We start from the raw sequence: 20,933 nt of genomic DNA, 5'->3' as shown, positions 1-20,933 counted from the left end.
CTTGCCCTATCCAGCTCCGTTGGTTTTCAACAGACTGACAATCAACTAAGTAGACCGCCCATGCCGTCACAGTGGCGCCGGACTCGGCGCAGGCATGTGGCTTAGATCTGCCCGGTGCCGAACACAAGCGGGCTACCAGGCGTAGCGAGGGAGAGGGGACGCCATGGCATTCGGGGGCAGCCGGAGAGAACTCAGGCGGCGCTGCGACGATCTGATCGAGACGTTACCGATCCGCCCCGGGTTCGAAGTGACGACCTTCCTCGAGGAGTTGAGCGCGCAGCGGAAGACGCCCTTGACGCTGTGGCGGATGAACGCCACGGCGACGACGCCCAGCGGCATGCTCGTAACCACCGAGACGATGGACTATGTGTTCGTGGTGCGCGGTACCCCATTGGCGCACGTCGTGCACATCCTGGCCCACGAACTCGGCCACCTGCTACTGGGTCACCAGTGCGCGCGCAGCCCAGGATCCCCCGACAGTCGCAGCCAGCCTTGGGAAGAGCTGGAAGCGGAGGAGTTCGCGTACCGATTCGCGGCGCGGGTAAGGCTGGTGGAACGACGGCACCGGATGCGCGGGTCCTACCGGGAGGTGCTCGCGGCGTTCGGATCACGAAGCCACCGGTACCAGTACGGTGTCTGACCTTTCCAGCATGGCGGCCTACGTTGCCGCGCTGGTCGCTTTCAGCGAATGCGCGCGCAGGCTGGCCGTGGATCGGCACCTGCCTTCCGCGCTAAGCCGCGACTACCTCACGGTCGGGCTGTTGCTCGCCAGTGCCTCCCTCGTAGCGGGGGCACCGGCCACGATGTGCTGGAGTGACCAGCACACGGGAGTGCAGCACGTCGCCTATCTGATCCACTGCATCTTGACCATGCTTGCGATGGTCTGTATAGCGGGTTTCCTGCGTACGGTGACGATGACGACGGTCCGGGTGCGGACAACCGTTGCCTTGTTCGCGGGATGCGCTGGTGTCCTCGGCGGTTTGTACGTGCTGTTCGGCACGGCAGATCCGCAGTTCGGCGTTACCGGTCGACACCCGGCGTCGTTGGCGTTCACGCTGATCTATCTCGGGTTCATGATCACGTGGATTGTGGCGTTCATCCGTGGAGCTTGGCGGATATCTCGCGGCGCTGACTCGGAGGTGCGCTTCGGGATCTTCCTTGCTGCCCTGGGTATGGGTGTCGGGCTAGTCGGCTTGGTGTGGAAGGCGTTGGTACTGCTAGAAACTCTCGTCGTCCCTGACGCGCCGATCCGGAATTCCGCCTTCACGCTCGTCGCCGAAGCCCTCGGCGCTGTCCTGTTCGCGGCGGGATCGGGGTTCGCGGCCGCAGCACGCCGGGTCGACGAATCCAGGGATCAGGCACGGGCCGAAGCGATCAAACTCCTCTGGGAGCGCCTTCAGCCGGTCTGGTCGCAGTCCGAGTTGTACGCAGGGGAGGACGACCTGGACTTCCGTAGGCAAGTCGTCCAGGTCTTCGACGCCTGCCTGACGCTGCGAAGCTATGTCGATCCCACGCTGGAACCCACGATCGCCACGGTGATCGCACAGCGGCGGCTGGGCGCGAGACGCGGGGCGCGCGTGGCCGCGGCCGCTAAATTGAGAATTGCCCTCGCCGCCTTCGAGAGCGGCTCACACGTCGCAACGTCGGGGCAGAACGCCGATCCCGCGCCGCAGCCCACCCTGCTGACGGCCGACGAACAGCGCGAACTCGGCTGGATCGCCGAGGTGGCGCGCGCTTGGACCGACAACGCGGTGAACGACATCGTCCAGCGCGCCTGTGCCAGCATGGATCCCGGCAGGTGTCACAGGTGACCTCGTCGGCCGGCTACCGCTTCCCTGTGGTGGTACCCGTCATGACGATGGCGGCTGTTCGGTGTCCGGTGGTGACGACCGGCTGCGGTCGATCGCTTGCAGAACCTCCAGAAAAGCCATCCGCTGAACGACATCGTCCTGGCCCAGCGACTGAACCTCGCGGGGTCGGACCCCGGTGAACCCGATCTTGTTCATCAGCTCGTACGTCCGCCGGTCCAGATCGTCAAGCCCTTCGGGATCATCCAGAAGATCCTCGAGCTGACTGGACGGAACAGAAGGGTCCAGCAGGCGGGCATCGATACGCCAGAAGTCCGCCAGAGCGAGCGCGACCGGTGCACGGAGGTTGCGTGTCTTGCCACTGGCATAGGAGTAGATCATCGCGCGGCTAAGACTCTTCTCGCCTGCCCGGCGCTCGACCCACGACGCGATCTTCGGCGGGTACACCCTCTTCTGCTTCAAGCCGCGCGGCTTCTCGGCGATCACCTCGGGGTCGAACACCAGATCGCCCCGCCACAGGTAGCAGAAGGACTCGTGGTCGATCAAGTACGACAGGCGTTCTGCCAGGGTCGGGAGTGACAGCAGCGTGGTCGTCAGCTGGATCTGCGCTGCCGGCGCGCGCAGCGGCACCGGCGATTCGGCAGGCTCCTTGTCGCTGATGTCCTCTGCCGCTGTCGTGTCCGCGTCGTCAACCATCGGCATCCCCCTTTCAGTTCACCGCACACCGTACCCAGGCGGTCGCCTGACTGAGCGTCTGCTCGTCTGAATGCTCACTTTAGTTGACATTATCGCTTGATCGCCTAGTGTTGACGGTAGATAGTCAACAAAGTAAGACGATCTGAGCCCGGTTCGATGTGTGTCGTTCCGCCGTCGACCAGGGCTTCGTGTCGCTGGCTCCCGTACCGGCGGCATGCGTCAGGTCGCGAAATTACCCCGCATGGGCGATCGCCCACGCGGGTCCGGTCACTCTCCACCGGATCTTGTCGCCGACAACCCGACCGGGTTGTCGGCAGATCCCCGCTGGAGAGGAGGCGGAAGCGTGAGCCGACAAGTACCGCCGTCCAGGCCTTCCATAGCTAGACCCGCCGAATCGGCTATGAGCCGCCCCGATCTCCAGGCCGCTGTCGACGCGGAGATCCTTGCCCGTGGCCTCGAGGTAGGACAGAGCGGTGCGGATACATCCCCGTCGGCTCGCGACGTAGACCGGAGCGCTTCGGTCGCCGCGGCGACCGCACGTGCGGTCGCCGCCAGCGTCTGGCAGGCCGGGCAACCTACTGGTGACCCCGCCGACTGGGCGGACTTCGGGCGCGTGGTTCCGGTGCTCGCCGCATCACCGGGCGCAGGAGCCAGCGTCACCGCGGCCACCGTCGCCGACGCGTTACAGATCGCTGGCCGGTCCGTGCTGATGATCGACACAGCTGACCCGAGCCGATCCGGCCTGAGCTGCGCCTCCGCAGTTGACGGCCCCCAGGTGCCAGGGCCTCATCCGGCGATCCGGATACGGTTCTCCTGGCGTGCCCAGGCTCTGCTGGCCCGCGCGGAAACAACGCTCCCGGTCCTGGCGCCGGGAATGCTGCCCCCGCCGGCATTCTGGCGCCCAGGTCCACGCAAGATCGATGTCACGGTTGTCGACATCGGACACGACCCGTGGCGCGTCGGCGCCCACCCGCTCCTCGGGGCAGGAGCGTGGCTACGCGGCGGGAATCCTGCCCCGATACCGATTCTCGCCGTCCGGCCGAGCACGCCATCGCTGGCCCACGCCGAACAGATTCTCGCGAGGTTCGAAACCTGGACCCGCGTCGATGCCATAACGCTACCGGTGCAACTCGTGGTGGTTGGAGCCCGACGATGGCCCGCCACCGTCACGGCCACCGCCGGAATCCGCGTACAAAAGCTGCTCGACAGCGCCATCTTCCTGCGGCCCGATCCCGAGCTGGCCGCTCACGGTGTTACCGCCGACGTCACACCGTCCCGTATTCGCTCGGCCGTGCTCCCGATGCTACGGCGACTCGAACTCGTACCCATCGACAAGCCCTCCCGGCTCCGTACGCCCGGTCCGAAGGACCAGGCCCGTGAAAAGGGAGGGCGCACTCATGATCGCCCACACCATCGTGGAGTGGCTGACCCAGCAACCGGCCCCTCCATCGCCTAGCCCGTCACCTCTGCCGAACCCTGTCCCAGTAGAGCCGCCGGGCGCCAAAGCGATCCTCGGCCTCCTCAACAACGTCAAGTGGGCCGCGGGTATCGCCTTGATGGCGGCGTTCTTCATCGGCCTCACCGTCTGGGCTGGTGGCCGCTGGGTCGATCACCACCGCGCGGGCAAGGTCGGCTTGGTCATGATGCTCTGCGCCATCGGCGGAGCCATCTTGTACGGGATCGGCTACTCGCTGATCGACGGATTCTCCAAGGGGTGAGCGGCATGTTCACTCCCGACACCGATCGTCGCCTCGTCCGCGCCCGGATGACGATTCTCGCCCTCGTACTCACCACATTGTTTGCAGTTGGCCTCGCTGCGGCACTGGTCATCGCGAATTCCCGAACAACGACCACGCCGCCGCCAGGAGGAACAGGACCTAGCAACCCGGCTGCGCCCGGGAAGGTCACGACACTCGAGCCAGAGCCGACCCCGGAACCCGGCTGGGACGTTGCAGCACAGAAGAAACTCGCTCTGCGCCCGATGCTTCGCCTGCCGGCCGAGGCCGCGCAACCCCACGCGCTGACTCCACAGGCCGGGCCGGAGCTGAAGATCCCGGAACCGAGCCATACCGCTGGCGTGTGGATCCCCGGCGGGTTCCCGGGAACACCCGAAGGCGCCCTTGCTCAGCTGAAAGCAGCCGATGAAACGGGCCTGCGAGGAGGAGATCCGGCTGTCTACGACCGGGCCTACACCGAGATCGCCCTACCCGGCGCGCCTGAGGTCGACCGCACGGGACTGCACACCTTGCTGTCTACCTTCCGCATGCGTGCCGGAATCGCTTCCGGGGAGCCAAAGCCAGGCTTGACGGTCACCTACGACGTGACCCACGGTCAAGTCAAGGGCACCACGGACCAAGGACGTTACGCCGTGGTCTGCGTACTCGGCGTCCTCACCTTTGACTACAAAGGACAGTCGACGTCCATGGGGGTCGGTGACTGCCAGGCGATGCGCTGGACCGGGGGCGCGTGGCGGATCAGCACGGGAAACCAGGCTGCGATGGCAGCGAGTGCGTGGCCGGGGAGCGCCGAATCCGTGCAGGCCGGGTATCGCAGCCTGGGAGGTATTCCGCGATGACACCGGAGGACATCTTCGTCTGGCTGGGACGGACTGCCGGCGATCTGGTCGGTGGGCTGGCATCCAGCGTCTTCGAAGTAGCGATGCAGGGTATCTGGATCTCGGCGCTGTGGCTGCTGCGCGAGGCATTCACCCTGGTCGACTGGCTCTCGACGTTCACGGTATCGACAACGGACGGACCTGTCGGAACGTTGTGGCCGATGATGCTGTGGCTCGGCGGCGTCGTCGCGCTCGGGCTGTTCTTCTGGCAGATCACCGTCTCGGTCCTGCGTGGAGGTCGCGGGTTCACCCGCGTCATGTCCGGGCCCTTCCAGTACGGTGCCGCTCTCGCGGTCACGGTCGGGGCGATCGCCGGCTTCCTCGCCGCCGCGGACGGAGCCACGACCGGGATTCTGAACGTCCTGCACGTCGGAAACTTCAGCGACGCCCTGAAGGTAATGGGGCTGGTCGACGCCGGCACCGACTCGGTGAAGGCTGTCGTGCTCGGGCTGACCGCGATTTTCGGTCTCGTTCCCGCAGTACTGGGTTTCGCCATGGAGATGGTCTTCCGCGAAGCGGCCATCTATCTGTTGACGGCGACTGTGCCGATCATCGCAGCCGGCCTCATCTTGAACACGACCGCAGTCTGGTTCTGGCGCGGCATGCGATGGGTACTGGCGATCATCTTTATCAAGCCGGGAATCGCCGTCGTACTGGTGATCGGCATCGGTGCGACCGGTGAGGCGAAGGGACTTTCAGGTCTGCTCGCCGGGGTCGCCATCCTCTGGATGTCCGTCTGGGTTCCTCTCGTGTTGTTCAAGCTGTTCGCGTTCATCGATCCCAATACGGAAGCGGGGGCGGCCGTTCGTGGAGCGTTCTCCGATGCCGGGATGGACTCCTACGGCTCCGACAGCCCGGGAGGAAAAGCGGGAACGTCGGCGTTCAACGCGGCCAAGAACAAGCTGTTCGGTGGTTCTGACAACGACGAGGAAACCGGCACCCCGGATGATTCCGAGGTGGCGAACACTGACCGTTTTGACTCGGCCACGGACGACGCCGAACCGGCCGCTCCTGACGATGAACCCAGTGACTCCACCGCTGAGGCGGGGGACAGAGATGGCGACCGAAGTGGACCTGAGGAAGGTGCGATCGCCACGGGGGACAGCGACTCGCCGCCGCCTGATTCGGTCCGCGACGTTGGCGAGGCCCCCGAAACCGGAGACGTGTCAGCGGCCGGAGACGAATCCTCGGAGTCTGACGCCGCAGACGCGGCGGCTGGGGTGCTCCCGGAGGCAGCTGCCGCGTCCGCCGTCGAGGCCGCGGTTGAGGACGACAGCGACGACGAGGGCGGCGATCCGAACGCGGGGAAGGTGCTCGAATGAGCAGCCGCGTGTATCGAGGGCTCTCACGACGTGAGCACGACGGCTGGATCCTCGGGCTGACGCCGGCGCAGGCGCTGACGTGCGTCGCGCTCGCCGTGCCGGTGGTGATCACCCTTTCCGCAGGTGACATCACCAAGGCGTTAGTGATCGCGTGCGTCAGCTGCCCGCTGGCGGCGCTGGTTGCTGTGCCTGTCCGCGGACGGACCGCCGCGCGCTGGCTGGCTCATCTGCTGCTATTCCAGGTCGGCGCCGCCTTCGGCTGGACGCGCTGGCAAACCCGAGCCGCCACCGGGCAAGTCGACCCCGACGAGCCCGACTTGCCCGGCGCGCTGGCCAGGGTGCGATTCCCTGACGGGCCACCGCTGCGTGACCAGGGACGGATCTGCCTGATCCACGACACTGGCGAAGGTCGCTGGGGTGCGACCGCGCGCCTGTCCCACTCCGGTGTGGGAATGCTGTCAGACAACGAATGCGAGCTGCTCGCGGCGCGACTGGGGAACTTGCTCGAAGCCCTTGGGCAGCGTGAGGTCATCGACCGGATGTCACTTCTGGTGCGGACTGTTCCCGATGACGGCGCCGACTATCGTGCATGGCGGGCCCGCAACGAAATCGCCCCGGCGCCACCGCTGGCAGCCGAGACAACCAGGGAACTCGACCGCACCATCGGCCTGCCCTCGGTCCGCCACGAGATCTTCGTGACGATTAGCGGACGGGAAGACACCCTCCGGCGCCCAGCCATCGCCGCCGGAGGTGGCGCCAACGGCCGCGCCATCGTGCTCTACCGCGTCCTGGACAGCCTCGACGAACGGTTCCGTGCCCTCGGCGCCCACAGTGTTCGCTGGCTGTCGGGTGGACACCTGGCCGAATCGATCCGCACCGGGTTCAACCCAGCGACGGCGGCCATCCTGAACGCGAGTCATAACCAGGGAAAGCCCGCGTCCACCACGCTTCCGTGGGCGGCAGCCGGTCCGACTCATGCTCCGGCACCGTCAGCGCGGGCCTACCACCATGATGGCTTCTCCACCGTGTCGTATGCGGTGCTGATGCCACACCGCGGCACGGTGTTCGGTTCCCTCAGCTCTCTTCTGGCGGTGAAGACACCGGGCGAACGGCGCAGCCTCGCCGTGCACTACGAGATCATGCCGGCCAATCGTGCGCACCGGGCCGTCCGTGGCACCCGGTTCCGGACCCGCGTCATACGGGACTGGAAGGCGACCAAAGGGTTCGCCGCCAGTGCCGAGGACCGCCACGAAGCCCGACGCGCCAGCATTCAGGAGGACGCGATCGCGGCCGGTCACGGCATGGTCAGATTCGCGGTCGCGACCGCGGTCACAGTGCCTTCGACCTGGCCGGTCGAAGACCACGCGGCCCGACTGGAAAGCGCCATCGCCGGGAGATTCCGGTTGCTGCGCATGGAACTCGCACAGGATGCCGCGTTCGTCGCCACCGTGCTTCCGCTCGGCATCGGCCTTCCCCGGCTGCGTGGAGGTGGATGGTGACCCGCGACCACGCAGCCGCCGAACGGTCCGTGCGAGACCTGCTGTCCACCTTCGGCGCACCGCCAGCAGTGAGAAAACCCGAGCAGCCGCGAACTCGACGTCGTGAGCCGGTCAACCGGGCGATCGCGCCTCGCCGTGGCCGTCGCCGCCCCGGGAACGGGTGGTCACCAGTGCCACCGCCTCTCGCGGTGTATCAGGCCAGCACGCACGAAGTCGGTGGCGTCTTCCCGCTCCTGGCGTCCAGTCCGATGCCAGCGGTCGGGGCGAGGATCGGCTATGACGTCACTGCCGGGGGAGCTTTCTACGTTCATCCCGTCGAGGCCGTGCTCACTGGTGCCTGCACGAATCCGAACGTTGTCGTGTTCGGCGAGCCGGGAACCGGGAAAAGCTCCACCGTCGTCGCCTTCACGACGCGCATGATGCCGTTCGGCGTGAAGACCCTAATCAGCGGTGACGTCAAGGGCGAGTACACACCAGTCCTGAAGGCGCTGGGAGCGACACCGATCGTGCTCGGCCCCGGCAGTCCGGCCCGCGTGAATGCCCTCGACCTCGGCCCGCTCACGGCGCGCTGGGACACCTGGACCGCGCGGCGGCAACGCAATGAACTCACCTGGGTACTCGGCCGGTGGGTACAACTGCTCACCGCGCTCGCCGAAGCCCAAGGGTATGCCGCCACTGTGACGGACGAAGCGGTCCTTTCCGCCGTTCTGCACCGCGCCGTTGGCGCAGCGGACGCCAACACCCGGCTTCGCCCGATCGCCATCCCTGACGTACATCGCGCCCTTGCCGATCCGCCCGACGAACTCTGGCAGGAGAGCAGGTTCGCCGACCGGCGCCAGTTCCTCGACCACCTGCGCCCCATCACCGACGCGCTGAACAACCTGGTTTCCGGGCCGCTCGCCGGCATGTTCGACGCGCCGACCAATGTGGAACTCGACTGGGACGCCCCTGCGCAATCGATGGACCTGTCCCGGCTGGACAGCCGCGGGGACAAGGCAGTCGCAGTCGCCCTGACGTGCCTCGGGTCATGGTCTGCCATCGCCACCGACCTCCAAGACGATGGCGAGATCCGCATCGTCGTCCGCGACGAAGTGTGGCGCCAAATGCGGCTCGGAGTCCGCGCGCTGATGTCCTTCGACAGCGAACTGCGCCTCTCACGCAAGCACAAGATCATCCAGGTCGCGCTCGTTCATAAACCCGCAGATTTCCTGACCGTCGGCGACGCCGGATCGCAGGCAGCGTCGATCGCCCGCGACATGCTCAGCCTGTTTAGTACGAGAGTCCTTTTCGGACAGACAACCAGAGTCGCGTCCGAGCTCGGCGACGCGCTCTCGCTGGCGGAGAAAGAACAACAAGCGGTATCAGGATGGGCCAACCACCGCCGCGGACGCGCCCTGTGGAAGACGGAAAACCAGACCGGACGCAAAGTGCAGACCGTGCTCAGTGCCGTCGAACGACGCCACTTCGACACCAACGTCCAACTGCGAAGCACCCACCGAAGTATTCGGTCCGTGTCCGCCCAGAAGTCCGACGGCGGTGAAGAGGATGACGAACGAATCGTCGCCCGTGACAGTCAATCTCTTGAGGTGTAAGGAGCGGGCTGATGGGTGACGCACGGATTCGGCTACAGCCCCTTCCGAACCTGCATGCAGCCAGAGAGGTTCACGTCGGATGGGACCAGGCGCTCGAGACCTACTATGCGCACGTGTGTAACGGCGTCGACGCAACTGGACGCGAAAACTTCGCTCTGAGAATTGGAACCATATTCAAGGAGATCTCTGACCCTCTGGTGGTAGTGGAAGCAGTCAGCGCATACGCGGACGTGCCCGCTGAACTCGATCACCTCCTCGACGTCGGGCGAAGGCTTCCTAACGCAACGATGACTGACCTGCGTGAAGACTCCCGGGTCTATAAGAACGAACAACGTTACAACGACAAGATGAACGAGCTTTATCGACCGGGAGGATTCGCCACGCAACTGTCGCATGAACAGGTGAATCCCATCCTGGCTGAGCACGGCTGGGTCATGAGCGAAGTCAGTCTGATCAACGGCGGGCATTCGGAGACATACACCAGAGGCGGACACGAGCTTACGATCCCGTGGGGATGGCCGGATTCGCGCCACGGCGAAGAGCAGTTGCTGAGCCCAGTCATCGCCGACGGCCAGAAGTATGGCGTGTCGACCCCTGAAGCGCTAGCAAAGACTCTTGCCCATGTCCGATACACCCCAGTTCTTGATCCCCGCGATCTGCAGAGGCAACACGAAGCTGTAGATGAAAACGATCTGATGGAGCGTGACATTGCGCTGCGGGAAGAGCCACCCGACGATGATCTCAGCTTCGGTACCGGAATGGGCTACTGATGAGCCACGAGAAGCGCGCAGGATGGGGCGCCGTCGTCTTCCTCGCCGTGGTGGTGCAAATCGTGGCACCGATCGCGACACTCGGCCTCGTGTTCATCGCCGCCGGCGGTGGCCCCGGACCGATTTGCGAGCCGCCGGAAACCGGAATCGGCAGGATCGTCAAAGACCCCACTCCCGCACCGTCCGCTGAACAACTGGATATTGCCCGCACGATCGTCACTGTTGTCCGGCAACGAGGCCTGCCTCGCAGAGCAGCGGTCCTGGCCATCTCGACCGGACTCGTGGAATCCAAACTGGCCAACCTGGACTATGGAGACCGCGATTCTCTCGGCGTCTACCAGCAGCGTCCCTCCCAGGGCTGGGGCACACCGGCGCAGATCCTCAACCCGGTCTACGCCACGAACGCGTTCCTCGACCGGCTGGTCGCCATCCCCGGCTGGGACACCCTGCCGCCCGGACAAGCGCAGCAGCGGGTCCAGCGCTCCGGCTTCCCGGATCGATACGCGCCGCGCGAATCCGAGGCAGCACGAATCACCAACGCGGTATGGAACGACACAGCACCGCCGGCGGCGCCTGTCCGGCGACCTACCGAGACCGCGGACCTGCCCGCGGGTTGCGTCGACGACGGCGGCTCGGATATCCCGATCAGCCCGAACGAGGTAGACCGCACCAAACTGCCCGCCGGTTACCAATACCCAGCCGACCCTCGACAACGCGCAGCGGTCACCTACGCCCTCGCGCAACTGGGGAAGCCCTATGTATGGGGCGGAAAAGGCCCGAACGGATTCGACTGTTCCGGGCTCATGCTCGCCGCATGGGCCGCCGCAGGCGTAGGGATTCCTGCCGGAACTGTCAGCCAAGTCCATGCCGGACACGCGGTGCCCGGCCTGAACCAGCTCATGCCCGGCGACCTGCTCTTCATTCCCGGATCCCTTGGAACACCAGCTAATCCGCGCCATGTCGGCATGTACGCGGGGCACGGCCTGATCGTCAACGCCTACGACTCCAGCACCGGTGTGATCCTCGAACCGCTGTCCGCATGGAGCGGAAAGATCGTGATGATCCGCCGCGTCGCAGACCCCAGCACGCCCTCCCCGAACTCGGGAGGGAGACCGCCAGATGGGCAACAACCCGGCCCGCGTCAGCGGCATGGACCGCGACGCAGCCCTCATGGGCCTGATCATCGCCGCGCTCATACTGATCCTCGCCCTCGTGGCCGCGATCAACACTGCCGCGGCCGTGACATGCGGTGTCACCGGTAGCGGCTGGTCCTGGCCGCCCTTCCCGGCTTGGCTACCGAACGCGGGGCGCATCATCGTGGCCCCCGCCAGCCCCGGCGCGCACCTGCGCGAGCCGTGGGCATCGGCCCTCGACGACAACGCCACCGTGTTCTGGGCGATCACCGCTGTCCTTGTGGCACTGATCGCAACAGCCGTCGTCGCGCTCGCCATCGTCGGGCGACGGCGCTGGCGGCTGGTGAAACCCGGACACGCCACCCGCCGGGACATGCGCAAGACCTTGTCGCCGCGCCGTGCCCGCGTCACAGCCGCCTGGACCCGTGGTGACCTCACCAAGCAGGAACGCAAGGCCGCCGGCCTCACGGAAGTCGCCGTCCCGCTACACCGGGGACCGAATCACCAACTGCTCGTGACCTCCCTGGAGAACCCGACAGGGGTGATCGCGCCGACCCGTTCCGGGAAGAGCCGCACCGACCTCATCCATAAGGTGCTGGCTGCGCCCGGTGCCCTGTACGCCTCCACGACGAAGCCAGATCTCGCCGAGTGGGCGATGCTTGCGCGCACACGGCGGCCCGACGCCGGACCGGTCCTGCTGTGTGATGCCACCGGCACTGTCCACTGGCCCGCCCGGGTGCGCTGGTCACCGATCACCGGCTGCCACGACCCGTCCGTCGCGTTGCGCCGCGCCGAAACCCTCATCGAAGCGTCCTCGCTCGGCCTCCGCGAGACCGGCGGCAACGACAAAGTCTTCCGCGGCCGTGCTTCGATCGTCCTTCAGGCTTACCTGCTCGCCGCCGCGGACCATCAGCGGACTGTGACCGATCTCGTCAGCTGGGCGATCACTAAACCCGCCGACCAAGAACCGGTCGAGCTGCTCAGCGCCCGATATCCGAACTTCGCCTACAACCTCGCCTCGGAGATCGGCATGGTCGCCGAGACCTCCGACGCGGTCTGGATGTCGGTGCGCCGCGCCCTGGAACCCTTCATGAACCCCGCGATCCGAGACTTTGCCACACCACCGCCCGGCGAGGAACTCGACATCCAGGACTTCCTTCTGCGCAAAGGGTCCATGTTCGTCATCGCGGGCGAACACCAAGCACCGCAAGCCCGGCCAGTGCTGACCGCGCTCGGGGAGCAGGTCGTCACCACTGCCCAGGACCTCGCGCTCGAGCAGGAACGCCGACGACTCGAACCGGCCGCCACCATGATCTTCGACGAACTCTTCGACGGAACACCCGTACCGCGGCTACCCGGTCTGATCGCCGACACCTCCGGACGCGGCGTACTCATCCACTGGTCGGCACAGTCACGCTCCCAGCTCGACGAACTCTACGGCGAACACGGCCGACGGCAGCTGATCGATAACACCCTCACACTGACCGTTTTCGACAGCATCAAAGACGACAAGACGCTCGAATGGCTCTCCACCCTCGCGGGACACCACCGGCGCAAGACCTACCAGCAACACAGCGACGGCTGGTTCGGCGCTGGCCGCACAGCCACCGGCGCGGAAGACGCCTTGACCTACCGGCCTGGCGCCATCCGCACCCTCGACAAGGGCCGCGTCCTGATAATTCACGCCAATCTCCGCCCCATCCTCGGCCGCACCGTCGACGTATCTCGCCGACAGGACTGGGACCAGCTCAACGCGGACGTCGACGCCATCCGGTCCGGCAACGCCCAGATCACCACCGACGGCTACACCTACCAACGGGCCCAACAACTCCGTGCCGCCGCCACCGCGCTCGGCGGCTCGCGATGAGCAACGAGGACATCCCCCAACCCCCGCGGCGACAACCCGACGATCATCACGACGGCACAGGCAACCGGCAGGAACCGACGGCAGGCGACACACCCGAACAACAGATCGCGATCCTGCGTGCCGCCATCGGTGACCTACGACGCGAGGTCGCGCAGCAGCACGACCTGGCCAAAGACCTCGCGCTACAACTGCAACGACTCGTCGCGGACGACGAGGCCGACCCGGACCAGAGAAAGAACCTGCCGGCCCCCTGGGTACCTTTCGACCCTCCCGGCCGCACCGAACCCGCCTCAGGTGCCCGCGACCCGTTGGTCGGCATCGCCCTCTTCGTCGAGTACTACAACACCACTTACGTCGGCCTCCCCGGCTCGCGCGCCGTTGCCATCCCGGACTGCTGGCTGAGTCACCCCGGACTCCTGGCCGAGATCGCCACACTCGCCTACTTCTGGCGCGCGGCGAACACCGGCTCCAGAGCCAACGTCAAAGACGCGCAGTACTGGCACCACACGTTCCGGCCCGGCTTCGCCGCCCGCCTGTCCAGCGAGTGGACACACGCCCACTGCCGCGCCAGCAGCCACAAGGACGCCGGCGCACCAGCACGGCCCGATCGCTACTCCGCGCACGGAAGTGACCCCACCCACGACGCAGCGGAAGACCAAGCAATCCCGGCCGCGCAGCCGCAGCCCGACCACAACCAGGCGAACGACAAATAGGACAAGAGAGGAATAGGCCGTGGCGTACCCGAACAACCGTGTCCCCCTCACACCGCGGGACACGACCACGAACCCGCACCTGGAAATCGTCGTCGGATGGGACCGAGGAATGCAAACCTACTTCGCCCAAGTCTTCAACGGCACCAACGAATACGGCGAAGACATCATGCTGGTCGACATCGGCACCCGGGTCGGCGAGATCACCTATCCAGGCGCCGTCATTGACGCAGTCCGGCCGTACGCGGACATTCCCGACGACCTCGGACGAATGCTGGCCGCGCAACGAGAAGCCGACACCTCCACATACGGCCAGCTGCGCAGGGAAGCCGGACACGTCGCACGCGCTGCAGATCTTGCGGGGATCGATATCACAGTCGCACTGACCACCACCTCGCCAAAGGACGGTCGCACACAGGCCTTCGAGTCCACTGACGACGACGTCGACGGAGGTGAACACCTTGGACGCGGGATGGGGTACTGACGACAGCAATCGGTACGTGCGGTACCAAGCCGACAACGCGATCGACGAGTTCGAAGCACTGACCTCCGCTGGCATCGCTGCCCCCGTAGCTCGGCAGCAAGTGGCGATCGATAGCCCCACGACCTACGACGGCAGAACGATCGCCGAACACGCCGTCGACCAGTACACCAGCCTGCTCGACCAAAACGTCGGAGGAGACGAAGCTCAGGAACACGCTGCCGACGTCACCAGCTACGCGGTTACAGACTTCGAAGACGACGCGCACCTGCACCGTTCCACGGCCGCGATCTCCGAGGAGGACATCGTCGCCGATCTCGACGATCCCCTGAACTCCGGAGGCATCGAAGACCTTGGCCGTGGGCTCGGCTACTCCTGAGCACTCGGGACATTACGACTTAGCCATCGTTGCCGTGTCCACAATGGGCGCTGGGAGGATGTGGAAGCGCGGGCCCGGTGCGCTGAGGGGGAGGGTGCGCACCAGGCCCGCGTCCTTGAGGCTACAGCGCTGTCAGAAGCCCATGCCGTTTCGTAGGTCCGCGGCTTCGGTGTGAGCCGCGTCCATGTCTTCGTCGTAGTGCTGGTCGCGCTCGTCGTCGAGGCGGTCTCGGTCGGCCGCGGCTGCGTCGCTGAGCGCTGCTGTCTCGACGCCGTCGAGTGTGTCTCGCGCGGCCTCGACGCCGAGCAACGCGTCGGACTGCTGGTCTTCCGGATCGTGCGGTATGGCCATGATGCTCCTCCATGTGTTGGTGATGGTTTTCCAGGCCTGGGCCTTGGTGCCCGGATGACCGGGTTGAGAGCCCAGGGGCATGTGGGGGTCGTTGCTGGTGACATGGAAGTTCTCGCGGTAGGCGGCGGCGAGTCCGATGGTCGTATCCCAGCGCTCGGCCGCGGCTACGTCGGTGGGCCGCTGACCGATGTGTTCAGCCCACGAAGGGCGCTGGCGAAGCACCTGTTCACGGAGTTGGTGGACTCGTTCGGTGATCTCCGCGTTGAGCGCGTCGAGGCGCTCGATTCGGCTGGTGGGTTCGCTGGTGTGGCCGTGGTCGGCCACGGCCTGCCAGGGCAGCGGGAGATGGTGACCCTCGCCCGCATCGAACTGCTTCGCCAGGACGGCGACCAGCGCTTCCCCTACGTCACGTGGGAGAACGCTGCGGGTGAGCGGGACGGTCCCAGTGACCTGTTCCGCGGCTTCTGCCAGCGCCGTCTCGACAGCGAGCCTGCGGATTCCGCCGCCGGCCGCGTGCCGCCACACGATGCCCCACCGTTCGTCGTCAACGTCGGCGTCCGGAAGCCGCTCGGTGACGATGTTCCGCCACACTCGGACCTGATTGTCGTCCGGATCGCCGATTAGCGCGGGTGGGTCGTGGGCGGCGACGTGAGCGGAGACGCGCTTCGCGAGCACGGCCGCTGGGTCATCCGCCCAGCCGAAACCGGTGTGGTCGACGACGGCGCCGACGAGACGCTCGGCCTGCCAGCCGAGATCCTGGGCTCGGGACAGGGCGGCGAGCGCGGCAGGTTCTGCGCCTGCGTTGATCGCTCCCGGGACGTGGCGGGCGAGAATGTCCAGGTAGCGGTCCTCGTCGCCGTCGCGAGCGTGCATGTCGTACTTACGCACCAGGACGTCCAGTGTCTCGATGACGTAGCTGTTCTCGAGTGGCTCGAACTCGGTGGCTGCTTCCTCATCCTCGACGGATTCGTCCGCAACGCGAGCATCCTGGCCGGGAGCGGTGGTGGTTGTTCCCTGGACCAGGGCATCCCATCGGGAGGTCAACGCGTGCCACGCGTGAGCGCGGGCACCGTGGCTGTCGGGAGCGGGGCCAAGTGGCTCGATGGGGTCGGCACTGGTGATTCGGAAGGTTTCGCGGTAGCCCGCGGCCAGGCCTACGAGTTCGTCCCACTCATCCGCCGTGATCGGGTTGTCGGGGCGCGGTCCGAGTTGTGCAGTCCATGGGGGCGGTGTGCGGATGGCGGCGGCACGTAGTTCATCGACGCGGGACGTGATCGCGGTGTTCATCTCGGTGAGGTACTGGGCATGTCCGGGGACGTGACGGACGTGCGCGAAGTCCGGCCGCGCCAGCCACGGCACAGCGGGCCGATGGGCTTCGCCGAGCTCTGCGCGGCGTCCCAGTTCGGTGGCCAAGACCGCGTCCGCATAAAGATGATCGGGCATTGGATCCGGCCCGGAAGGACGACCGGCGAGTTGGTGCGCGACTCGTGTCAGTGCCGCGTCGATGTCGAATCCGGCGCCCAGCGCGCCGGTGGCGCGCTGCCAGACCCGCGTCCACGGAGGTTCTTCGACGGCGACGTGAGGAGCGATCGTGTCGATGATGACGCGCCACCGCGTGATGTCCTCGCTCTCGGCCGGCGCCAGCGGTTGCGGTGGCGACTGCTGGTCGACCTTTGTGGCGATGCGCTTCTGAAGAACCGCGCCAGGGTCATCGACCTTGTGCAGTGGACCGCCACGTAGCGCCTCTCGCACCAATGGGTCTGGTTGCCAACCGAGATCGTGGGCGTTGCGCAACGTTTGGATCAGGGCGGCTTCGCTGTCCAGATCGACGGTCATCGGAGCGTGCCGGGCGAGGACCGCGCGATAGCGGTCCTCGTCGCGATAGGTGGCAGTGTAGTTGTAGCGCAGCACCAGCGTGCCCAGCGAAACCTCGACGTCCTGCGCCTCACGCAGTGTCTCGGTTGCCGAGACCTCGGCGCCGGAATGGTTCAGGACCCCGATAAGAACCGCTTCCGGCGTTTGCGCCTCGGGTGTCTCCTGGTGCTGATCGATCACGTGATGCAACGTGATCACGTACATGAAGTTCTGCCACATCGCGCGAGTGATGCCGGGATAGAACTGTTCTCGGGTCATCGTCGGAGGCACCAGCAGGTGCGCGTTTCCCGTGCTGGTCATGCCCTGCACGCGGTTCACGGTCGCCGCGTACGCCAATTCGACATGGGCCTTCACGTACTCGGCGGGGAGGGTGATCGTCCCCTTGTGAGACCGGTGGGAGACCGTGATGCGCCCATCGCGGTGCACGGATTTCACGGTCCAGACGTCACCGTTCTTCACGAAGTCCTGGCCGCCGAACAAGCTCAGCAGGCGTTGGTTGTGCCGTGTGACGACCCAGTCCCCGACGCCGGCGGTAGTGGTGTCGTGCAGGTCGACCTCGCGACCGCGGACGATGTCGCCGCGCTGAAGCCGGACGTCGCGCGCTTCGGTGTTGAGCGCGACGGTGTCCTCGTTCGTCGGGACGATCAACAGCGACTGCACGCCACGGTCGAGGTCAGCCCGCCAATTGGCGTGCGCGGCGTCGCGCATGGTCTCCAGCGAACCGTCGAAAACCCGGTTGGTCTCGAAGTAGTAGTTGAGTCCCTTCGGGTTGGCGTTGCGGATTTGGAGCGACGCGGCCGCTTGGTCAAGACGGTCCTCGCCTTGGAAACGCACGATCTCCCGGAACCGCACGGCCCCGACATCGTGCGCGATCAGCCGGATCGCGCCACCCGCCTCCACGGCGGCGAGCTGTGCGTCGTCACCGATCAACCGGACATCCGCGCCGCGTCGTAGCGCGTACTGGACGACCGCGTGCAGCGTGTGCGTCCCCGCCATAGCCGCCTCATCGATGATGACCAGATCCCCGGCAGCGATCGGGAACGCCCGGTCGACGAACCCGAAGCGTTGCGCCGTGGTCAGCTGGTGCAACGTGTGCGGTCGAGCCCCGATCGAGGCACCAAGTTCCTGCGCGGCGCGCGCGGACGGGCCGAAGGCGTACACACGGTGGCCTGTCCGGCGCCAGGCCGTGGCGAGCACCTTCATGGCGGTGGTCTTCCCTGCGCCGGCCGGAGCCAACGCGAGCTGCAGACGGCAGCCAGAGCGGGCGAACTCAGTCACCATCCGCCGTTGGCCGGCGTTGAGCTTATGGCCCGCGATCGCCTTGTCGACGGTGTCAGAGCGCAGCCGGTGACCGCCGCGGCGACGGGCCCAGGCGACCAGGTCTGCCTCGGCGGCGAGCGTCGCGGTGGTGGTGTAGCGCGGTGACCGATGCTCGACGAAGACCGATTCACCGTCCCGGCGGCGCAACGACACCGGTTCCGAGACCGCGACAGGTCCGGTCAACGCGAGCGTGTCCGGCTCTGCTAGCACCGCTGCGACCACGTCGTCGACGAGTCGTTCACGCGTCGCGGTAGGCACCGTGAGATGCGCGGACTGACGGTGTGCCTCGGCGGCGAGGTTCCACCACGAGAAGTGGCTGTAGTGGTCGGAGACGACCTGGCGGGTGACGCGGGCCAGCTTCGCGACGTCTATGGGCGACGATTCCTTTGTACCGGTGAGGAACACTCGCCGCCCGAGGACGTCCAGGATGCTCGGCGGGACGATGGTGATCGCGTGTTCGCGCCAGACACGCAGATGTTCTGCCAGCGTCCGGGGAGGCTGCTTCCCGGGGCGGTTGTCGTACTGCGCGGCCCGGTCGATCGCGAAGATCTCTTTCGGTTTCGGTTCGCGGCCGTGGGCTGCGGTGAACTCGACGATCCGCTTCGCGCGCGCCGCTTCGAATTGCTTGTGGCGCTGAGAGAACGCCTTCACCAGCGACACGGGGATTCCGGCGAGCTGCCACACCGGTCGGGTCATGTCGACGCCGTGCGCGCCGCGCTGCGTCCAGGACGCGCCGTGTTCGCGGAACAGGTCACGCACACGGCTGTCGAAGTACTCGCTCGCGGTGACGGTGGCCGCCAGGATGGTGCGACCGTCCAGCGCTGTCCACTCGCCGTCGTCGCTGCGTTGTACCTTCGAGGAGATCAGCGCATGGATGTGCAGATGCGGGTCCGAAGCGCGGGAATCCCAATGCTCGAACAGCGCGGCGGTGATGCCGTTGACGTCCACCTGCGCCTCGCCCAAGTTGCCCCGGCGCGTGAACGCCGCATGGCGGTCCACATAGGACAACGTGTCGCGGGCCGCCTGACGCACGATGCTGACGATCAGATCGCGCTCGATGGGCTTGGCGTTGGCCCACGCGAGGGACACCGATTTGTCCGGCGCGAACACCATCTCGAACCCGGACACCGCGTTCTTCAAGCTGCGCTTCTGTTCAGCGAGCCACTTCTGAAGCTCCTTCTCATCCCCGGGGCCAGCGCCATCGTGCGCCTTCGTGTACGCGGCGGTCTGAACGGCGTGACGTAGTTCGGCGCGCTTCGCCGCGGGAATCGTTGCCCCAACGGGATGGCCGTTCTCACAGTTGTAGCCCTTGTAGGCCTGCGCGACCTGGCTTCGCATGTGGTCAAGCTCGGAGTACTGCGGGAACCGGCGGCCCAGCCGCGTCGCACGCAGCGCCTCTTCCGCTGTGGCCCCATCGGCGATCTTCTCGTTCTCTATGGCATCGGCGTGCGGATGCCGGCCCTCGCCGAACAGCGCGTTCATCTGCGCAGCAGTGACTTCGCCGGACAGTCCTAATCGGTCTGCTCCGGCGCCGAACCATTCGCCTGCCGGGTAACCACGGGAGAGGTAGTAGTCACTCAACAGCTCGCCGGGCTCGAGCTCCCGGTCGCGATCGGAACACGCGACCGAGTTCGTGAGGTACTCATGACCACCAGGGCTCAGCTTGCGTAAGCCCATCACCACCTTCGAGCGTACGCGCGAAATTTGAGGATGCCCACCCGGTTCAGATGATCTGCAAGACGTGCTGTGTGCGGTAGGGGCCTGGTGGGTGGTGAGGTGGTGGCGGTGGGGGTGTGGTCGGCGGTGGCGCGGTGGGGTGGTGGTGTCGGGTGAGTGTGGCGGGCGGTAGGTGGGCGGGCTGGTAGGTGAGCGGGGGCTGGTAGGTGAGCGTGCGACGTCGCGCGCTGGCCGCGCGGCGGGTTTGCCTCGGCGCCGCCTGCCGGAGTGAAGCGTAGGCCGGTGGCGCCGAGGCGAACCCTGGTGACCAACACAAAGAAGCGGCCCGTCAGCCTGTGGCTGACGGGCCGCTTTGCTTCGGTGATGGTGGGCCTACTGGTTCGCGAGTTCCGTTCGTAGCTGCATCAGGTAGCGGCCTAGGAAGTTCTTGCCGGGGCGTGCACACACGGCGCGGCCACACCGGCAGTCACCCCAAAACTGGTCATGCCACCGGTTCCCCTCGACTAGGTGGGCGTCACCGGTCGCGAGAAGCTGACGTGACAGGTTGGGATCGGCGAACTTGGCACGCAGTACCGCGCGCATGACGACGTGGCGGTGGGTTTCGTTCCAGTCGGAACGCAAGGTGACTAGCCGTCCGCGTCGCTTCGCCTCGCTTGGAGTTGGTGCGGCTGCGATGAGGCAACGCTCTAAGAGATTGCGTGTCTTTCCCGCGTGGTATCCGGCTTCGTTCCAGCGGTAGGGTATACCGCCTGCACCCACGATCGTGTGCCTGTAGAAGCTGCTTAGGAACGCGTACTTTCCGCGAAACTCTTCGATGGTGTGCATTAGGTCCCTGTCGT

Annotated in this window: 16 protein-coding genes; 13 read left to right on the top strand and 3 right to left on the bottom strand. The window is 66.2% G+C overall.

Annotated elements, in window-relative coordinates:
* Window positions 1–163 precede the first annotated feature (163 nt).
* Both ACLJO0_RS41820 and ACLJO0_RS41815 read left to right on the top strand, forming a co-directional pair.
* Complete coding sequence (locus ACLJO0_RS41820) at window positions 164–640, top strand: ImmA/IrrE family metallo-endopeptidase (RefSeq protein ID WP_410585457.1); 477 nt, start codon at window positions 164–166, stop codon at window positions 638–640.
* 10 nt (window positions 641–650) lie between these two features.
* Window positions 651–1,811, top strand: coding sequence for a DUF6545 domain-containing protein (locus ACLJO0_RS41815; RefSeq protein WP_410585456.1), 1,161 nt, complete (start codon window positions 651–653; stop codon window positions 1,809–1,811).
* 39 nt (window positions 1,812–1,850) lie between these two features.
* Here the strand turns inward: ACLJO0_RS41815 and ACLJO0_RS41810 are convergent, their stop codons facing one another.
* On the bottom strand, window positions 1,851–2,504 hold the full coding sequence (locus ACLJO0_RS41810) for a hypothetical protein (RefSeq protein WP_410585455.1): 654 nt from the start codon (window positions 2,502–2,504) through the stop codon (window positions 1,851–1,853).
* Between the two features lie 1,397 nt (window positions 2,505–3,901).
* On the opposite strand from ACLJO0_RS41810, the gene ACLJO0_RS41805 reads away from it, so the two are divergent.
* The 11 genes from ACLJO0_RS41805 (at window position 3,902) to ACLJO0_RS41755 (ending at window position 14,871) form a co-directional block, all read left to right on the top strand.
* Window positions 3,902–4,222 carry a hypothetical protein gene (locus tag ACLJO0_RS41805; RefSeq protein WP_410585454.1) on the top strand — a complete coding sequence of 107 codons (321 nt, stop codon included), beginning with the start codon at window positions 3,902–3,904 and terminating at the stop codon, window positions 4,220–4,222.
* A gap of 5 nt (window positions 4,223–4,227) precedes the next feature.
* Complete coding sequence (locus tag ACLJO0_RS41800; protein ID WP_410585453.1) at window positions 4,228–5,079, top strand: hypothetical protein; 852 nt, start codon at window positions 4,228–4,230, stop codon at window positions 5,077–5,079.
* Window positions 5,076–6,440: a hypothetical protein gene (locus tag ACLJO0_RS41795; protein ID WP_410585452.1), complete on the top strand. Its 1,365-nt coding sequence runs from the start codon at window positions 5,076–5,078 to the stop codon at window positions 6,438–6,440. Before ACLJO0_RS41800 ends, ACLJO0_RS41795 begins: the two co-directional genes overlap by 4 nt.
* Complete coding sequence (locus tag ACLJO0_RS41790; protein WP_410585451.1) at window positions 6,437–7,939, top strand: SCO6880 family protein; 1,503 nt, start codon at window positions 6,437–6,439, stop codon at window positions 7,937–7,939. The genes ACLJO0_RS41795 and ACLJO0_RS41790 overlap by 4 nt, the downstream gene beginning before the upstream one ends.
* A 188-nt stretch (window positions 7,940–8,127) precedes the next feature.
* Entirely contained in the window at window positions 8,128–9,531 is a 1,404-nt protein-coding gene (locus tag ACLJO0_RS41785) for an ATP-binding protein (protein ID WP_410585450.1), read from the top strand.
* Window positions 9,532–9,542: 11 nt separating this feature from the next.
* Window positions 9,543–10,301, top strand: coding sequence for a hypothetical protein (locus tag ACLJO0_RS41780; protein ID WP_410585449.1), 759 nt, complete (start codon window positions 9,543–9,545; stop codon window positions 10,299–10,301).
* Window positions 10,301–11,563, top strand: a complete 1,263-nt coding sequence (locus ACLJO0_RS41775) for a C40 family peptidase (protein WP_410585448.1) — start codon at window positions 10,301–10,303, stop codon at window positions 11,561–11,563. Before ACLJO0_RS41780 ends, ACLJO0_RS41775 begins: the two co-directional genes overlap by 1 nt.
* The gene (locus ACLJO0_RS41770; RefSeq protein WP_410585502.1) at window positions 11,451–13,301 is read left to right on the top strand and encodes a type IV secretory system conjugative DNA transfer family protein; all 1,851 of its coding nucleotides are present in this window, start codon (window positions 11,451–11,453) and stop codon (window positions 13,299–13,301) included. The genes ACLJO0_RS41775 and ACLJO0_RS41770 overlap by 113 nt, the downstream gene beginning before the upstream one ends.
* The gene (locus ACLJO0_RS41765) at window positions 13,298–14,014 is read left to right on the top strand and encodes a hypothetical protein (protein WP_410585447.1); all 717 of its coding nucleotides are present in this window, start codon (window positions 13,298–13,300) and stop codon (window positions 14,012–14,014) included. The genes ACLJO0_RS41770 and ACLJO0_RS41765 overlap by 4 nt, the downstream gene beginning before the upstream one ends.
* 19 nt (window positions 14,015–14,033) lie before the next feature.
* A complete protein-coding gene (locus tag ACLJO0_RS41760; RefSeq protein WP_125677046.1) occupies window positions 14,034–14,495 on the top strand; it encodes a hypothetical protein in 462 nt (153 codons plus the stop codon).
* Window positions 14,473–14,871, top strand: coding sequence for a hypothetical protein (locus ACLJO0_RS41755; protein WP_410585446.1), 399 nt, complete (start codon window positions 14,473–14,475; stop codon window positions 14,869–14,871). Before ACLJO0_RS41760 ends, ACLJO0_RS41755 begins: the two co-directional genes overlap by 23 nt.
* A 132-nt stretch (window positions 14,872–15,003) precedes the next feature.
* On the opposite strand, the gene mobF is transcribed toward ACLJO0_RS41755, so the two are convergent.
* Window positions 15,004–20,094 (bottom strand): MobF family relaxase, encoded by a 5,091-nt coding sequence (gene mobF, locus ACLJO0_RS41750; RefSeq protein WP_410585445.1) that lies wholly within the window; start codon window positions 20,092–20,094, stop codon window positions 15,004–15,006.
* Between the two features lie 372 nt (window positions 20,095–20,466).
* The gene (locus ACLJO0_RS41745; RefSeq protein WP_410585444.1) at window positions 20,467–20,919 is read right to left on the bottom strand and encodes an NADAR family protein; all 453 of its coding nucleotides are present in this window, start codon (window positions 20,917–20,919) and stop codon (window positions 20,467–20,469) included.
* Window positions 20,920–20,933 lie beyond the last annotated feature (14 nt).

It is taken from the genome of Amycolatopsis sp. lyj-108 (assembly GCF_046549005.1).
Taxonomy (GTDB): Bacteria; Actinomycetota; Actinomycetes; order Mycobacteriales; family Pseudonocardiaceae; genus Amycolatopsis.
Note: the sequence above shows the minus strand (reverse complement) of the source record. Positions and strands in the feature narration are given on the sequence as shown.

What these genes read in the sequence shown, in the direction of transcription:
- ACLJO0_RS41820 (WP_410585457.1), top strand. Translation starts at nt 164, where the DNA reads ATGGCATTCGGGGGCAGCCGGAGAGAACTCAGGCGGCGCTGCGACGAT.
- ACLJO0_RS41815 (WP_410585456.1), top strand. Translation starts at nt 651, where the DNA reads ATGGCGGCCTACGTTGCCGCGCTGGTCGCTTTCAGCGAATGCGCGCGC.
- ACLJO0_RS41810 (WP_410585455.1), bottom strand. Translation starts at nt 2,504, where the DNA reads ATGGTTGACGACGCGGACACGACAGCGGCAGAGGACATCAGCGACAAG.
- ACLJO0_RS41805 (WP_410585454.1), top strand. Translation starts at nt 3,902, where the DNA reads ATGATCGCCCACACCATCGTGGAGTGGCTGACCCAGCAACCGGCCCCT.
- ACLJO0_RS41800 (WP_410585453.1), top strand. Translation starts at nt 4,228, where the DNA reads ATGTTCACTCCCGACACCGATCGTCGCCTCGTCCGCGCCCGGATGACG.
- ACLJO0_RS41795 (WP_410585452.1), top strand. Translation starts at nt 5,076, where the DNA reads ATGACACCGGAGGACATCTTCGTCTGGCTGGGACGGACTGCCGGCGAT.
- ACLJO0_RS41790 (WP_410585451.1), top strand. Translation starts at nt 6,437, where the DNA reads ATGAGCAGCCGCGTGTATCGAGGGCTCTCACGACGTGAGCACGACGGC.
- ACLJO0_RS41780 (WP_410585449.1), top strand. Translation starts at nt 9,543, where the DNA reads ATGGGTGACGCACGGATTCGGCTACAGCCCCTTCCGAACCTGCATGCA.
- ACLJO0_RS41775 (WP_410585448.1), top strand. Translation starts at nt 10,301, where the DNA reads ATGAGCCACGAGAAGCGCGCAGGATGGGGCGCCGTCGTCTTCCTCGCC.
- ACLJO0_RS41770 (WP_410585502.1), top strand. Translation starts at nt 11,451, where the DNA reads ATGGACCGCGACGCAGCCCTCATGGGCCTGATCATCGCCGCGCTCATA.
- ACLJO0_RS41765 (WP_410585447.1), top strand. Translation starts at nt 13,298, where the DNA reads ATGAGCAACGAGGACATCCCCCAACCCCCGCGGCGACAACCCGACGAT.
- mobF (WP_410585445.1), bottom strand. Translation starts at nt 20,094, where the DNA reads ATGGGCTTACGCAAGCTGAGCCCTGGTGGTCATGAGTACCTCACGAAC.
- ACLJO0_RS41745 (WP_410585444.1), bottom strand. Translation starts at nt 20,919, where the DNA reads ATGCACACCATCGAAGAGTTTCGCGGAAAGTACGCGTTCCTAAGCAGC.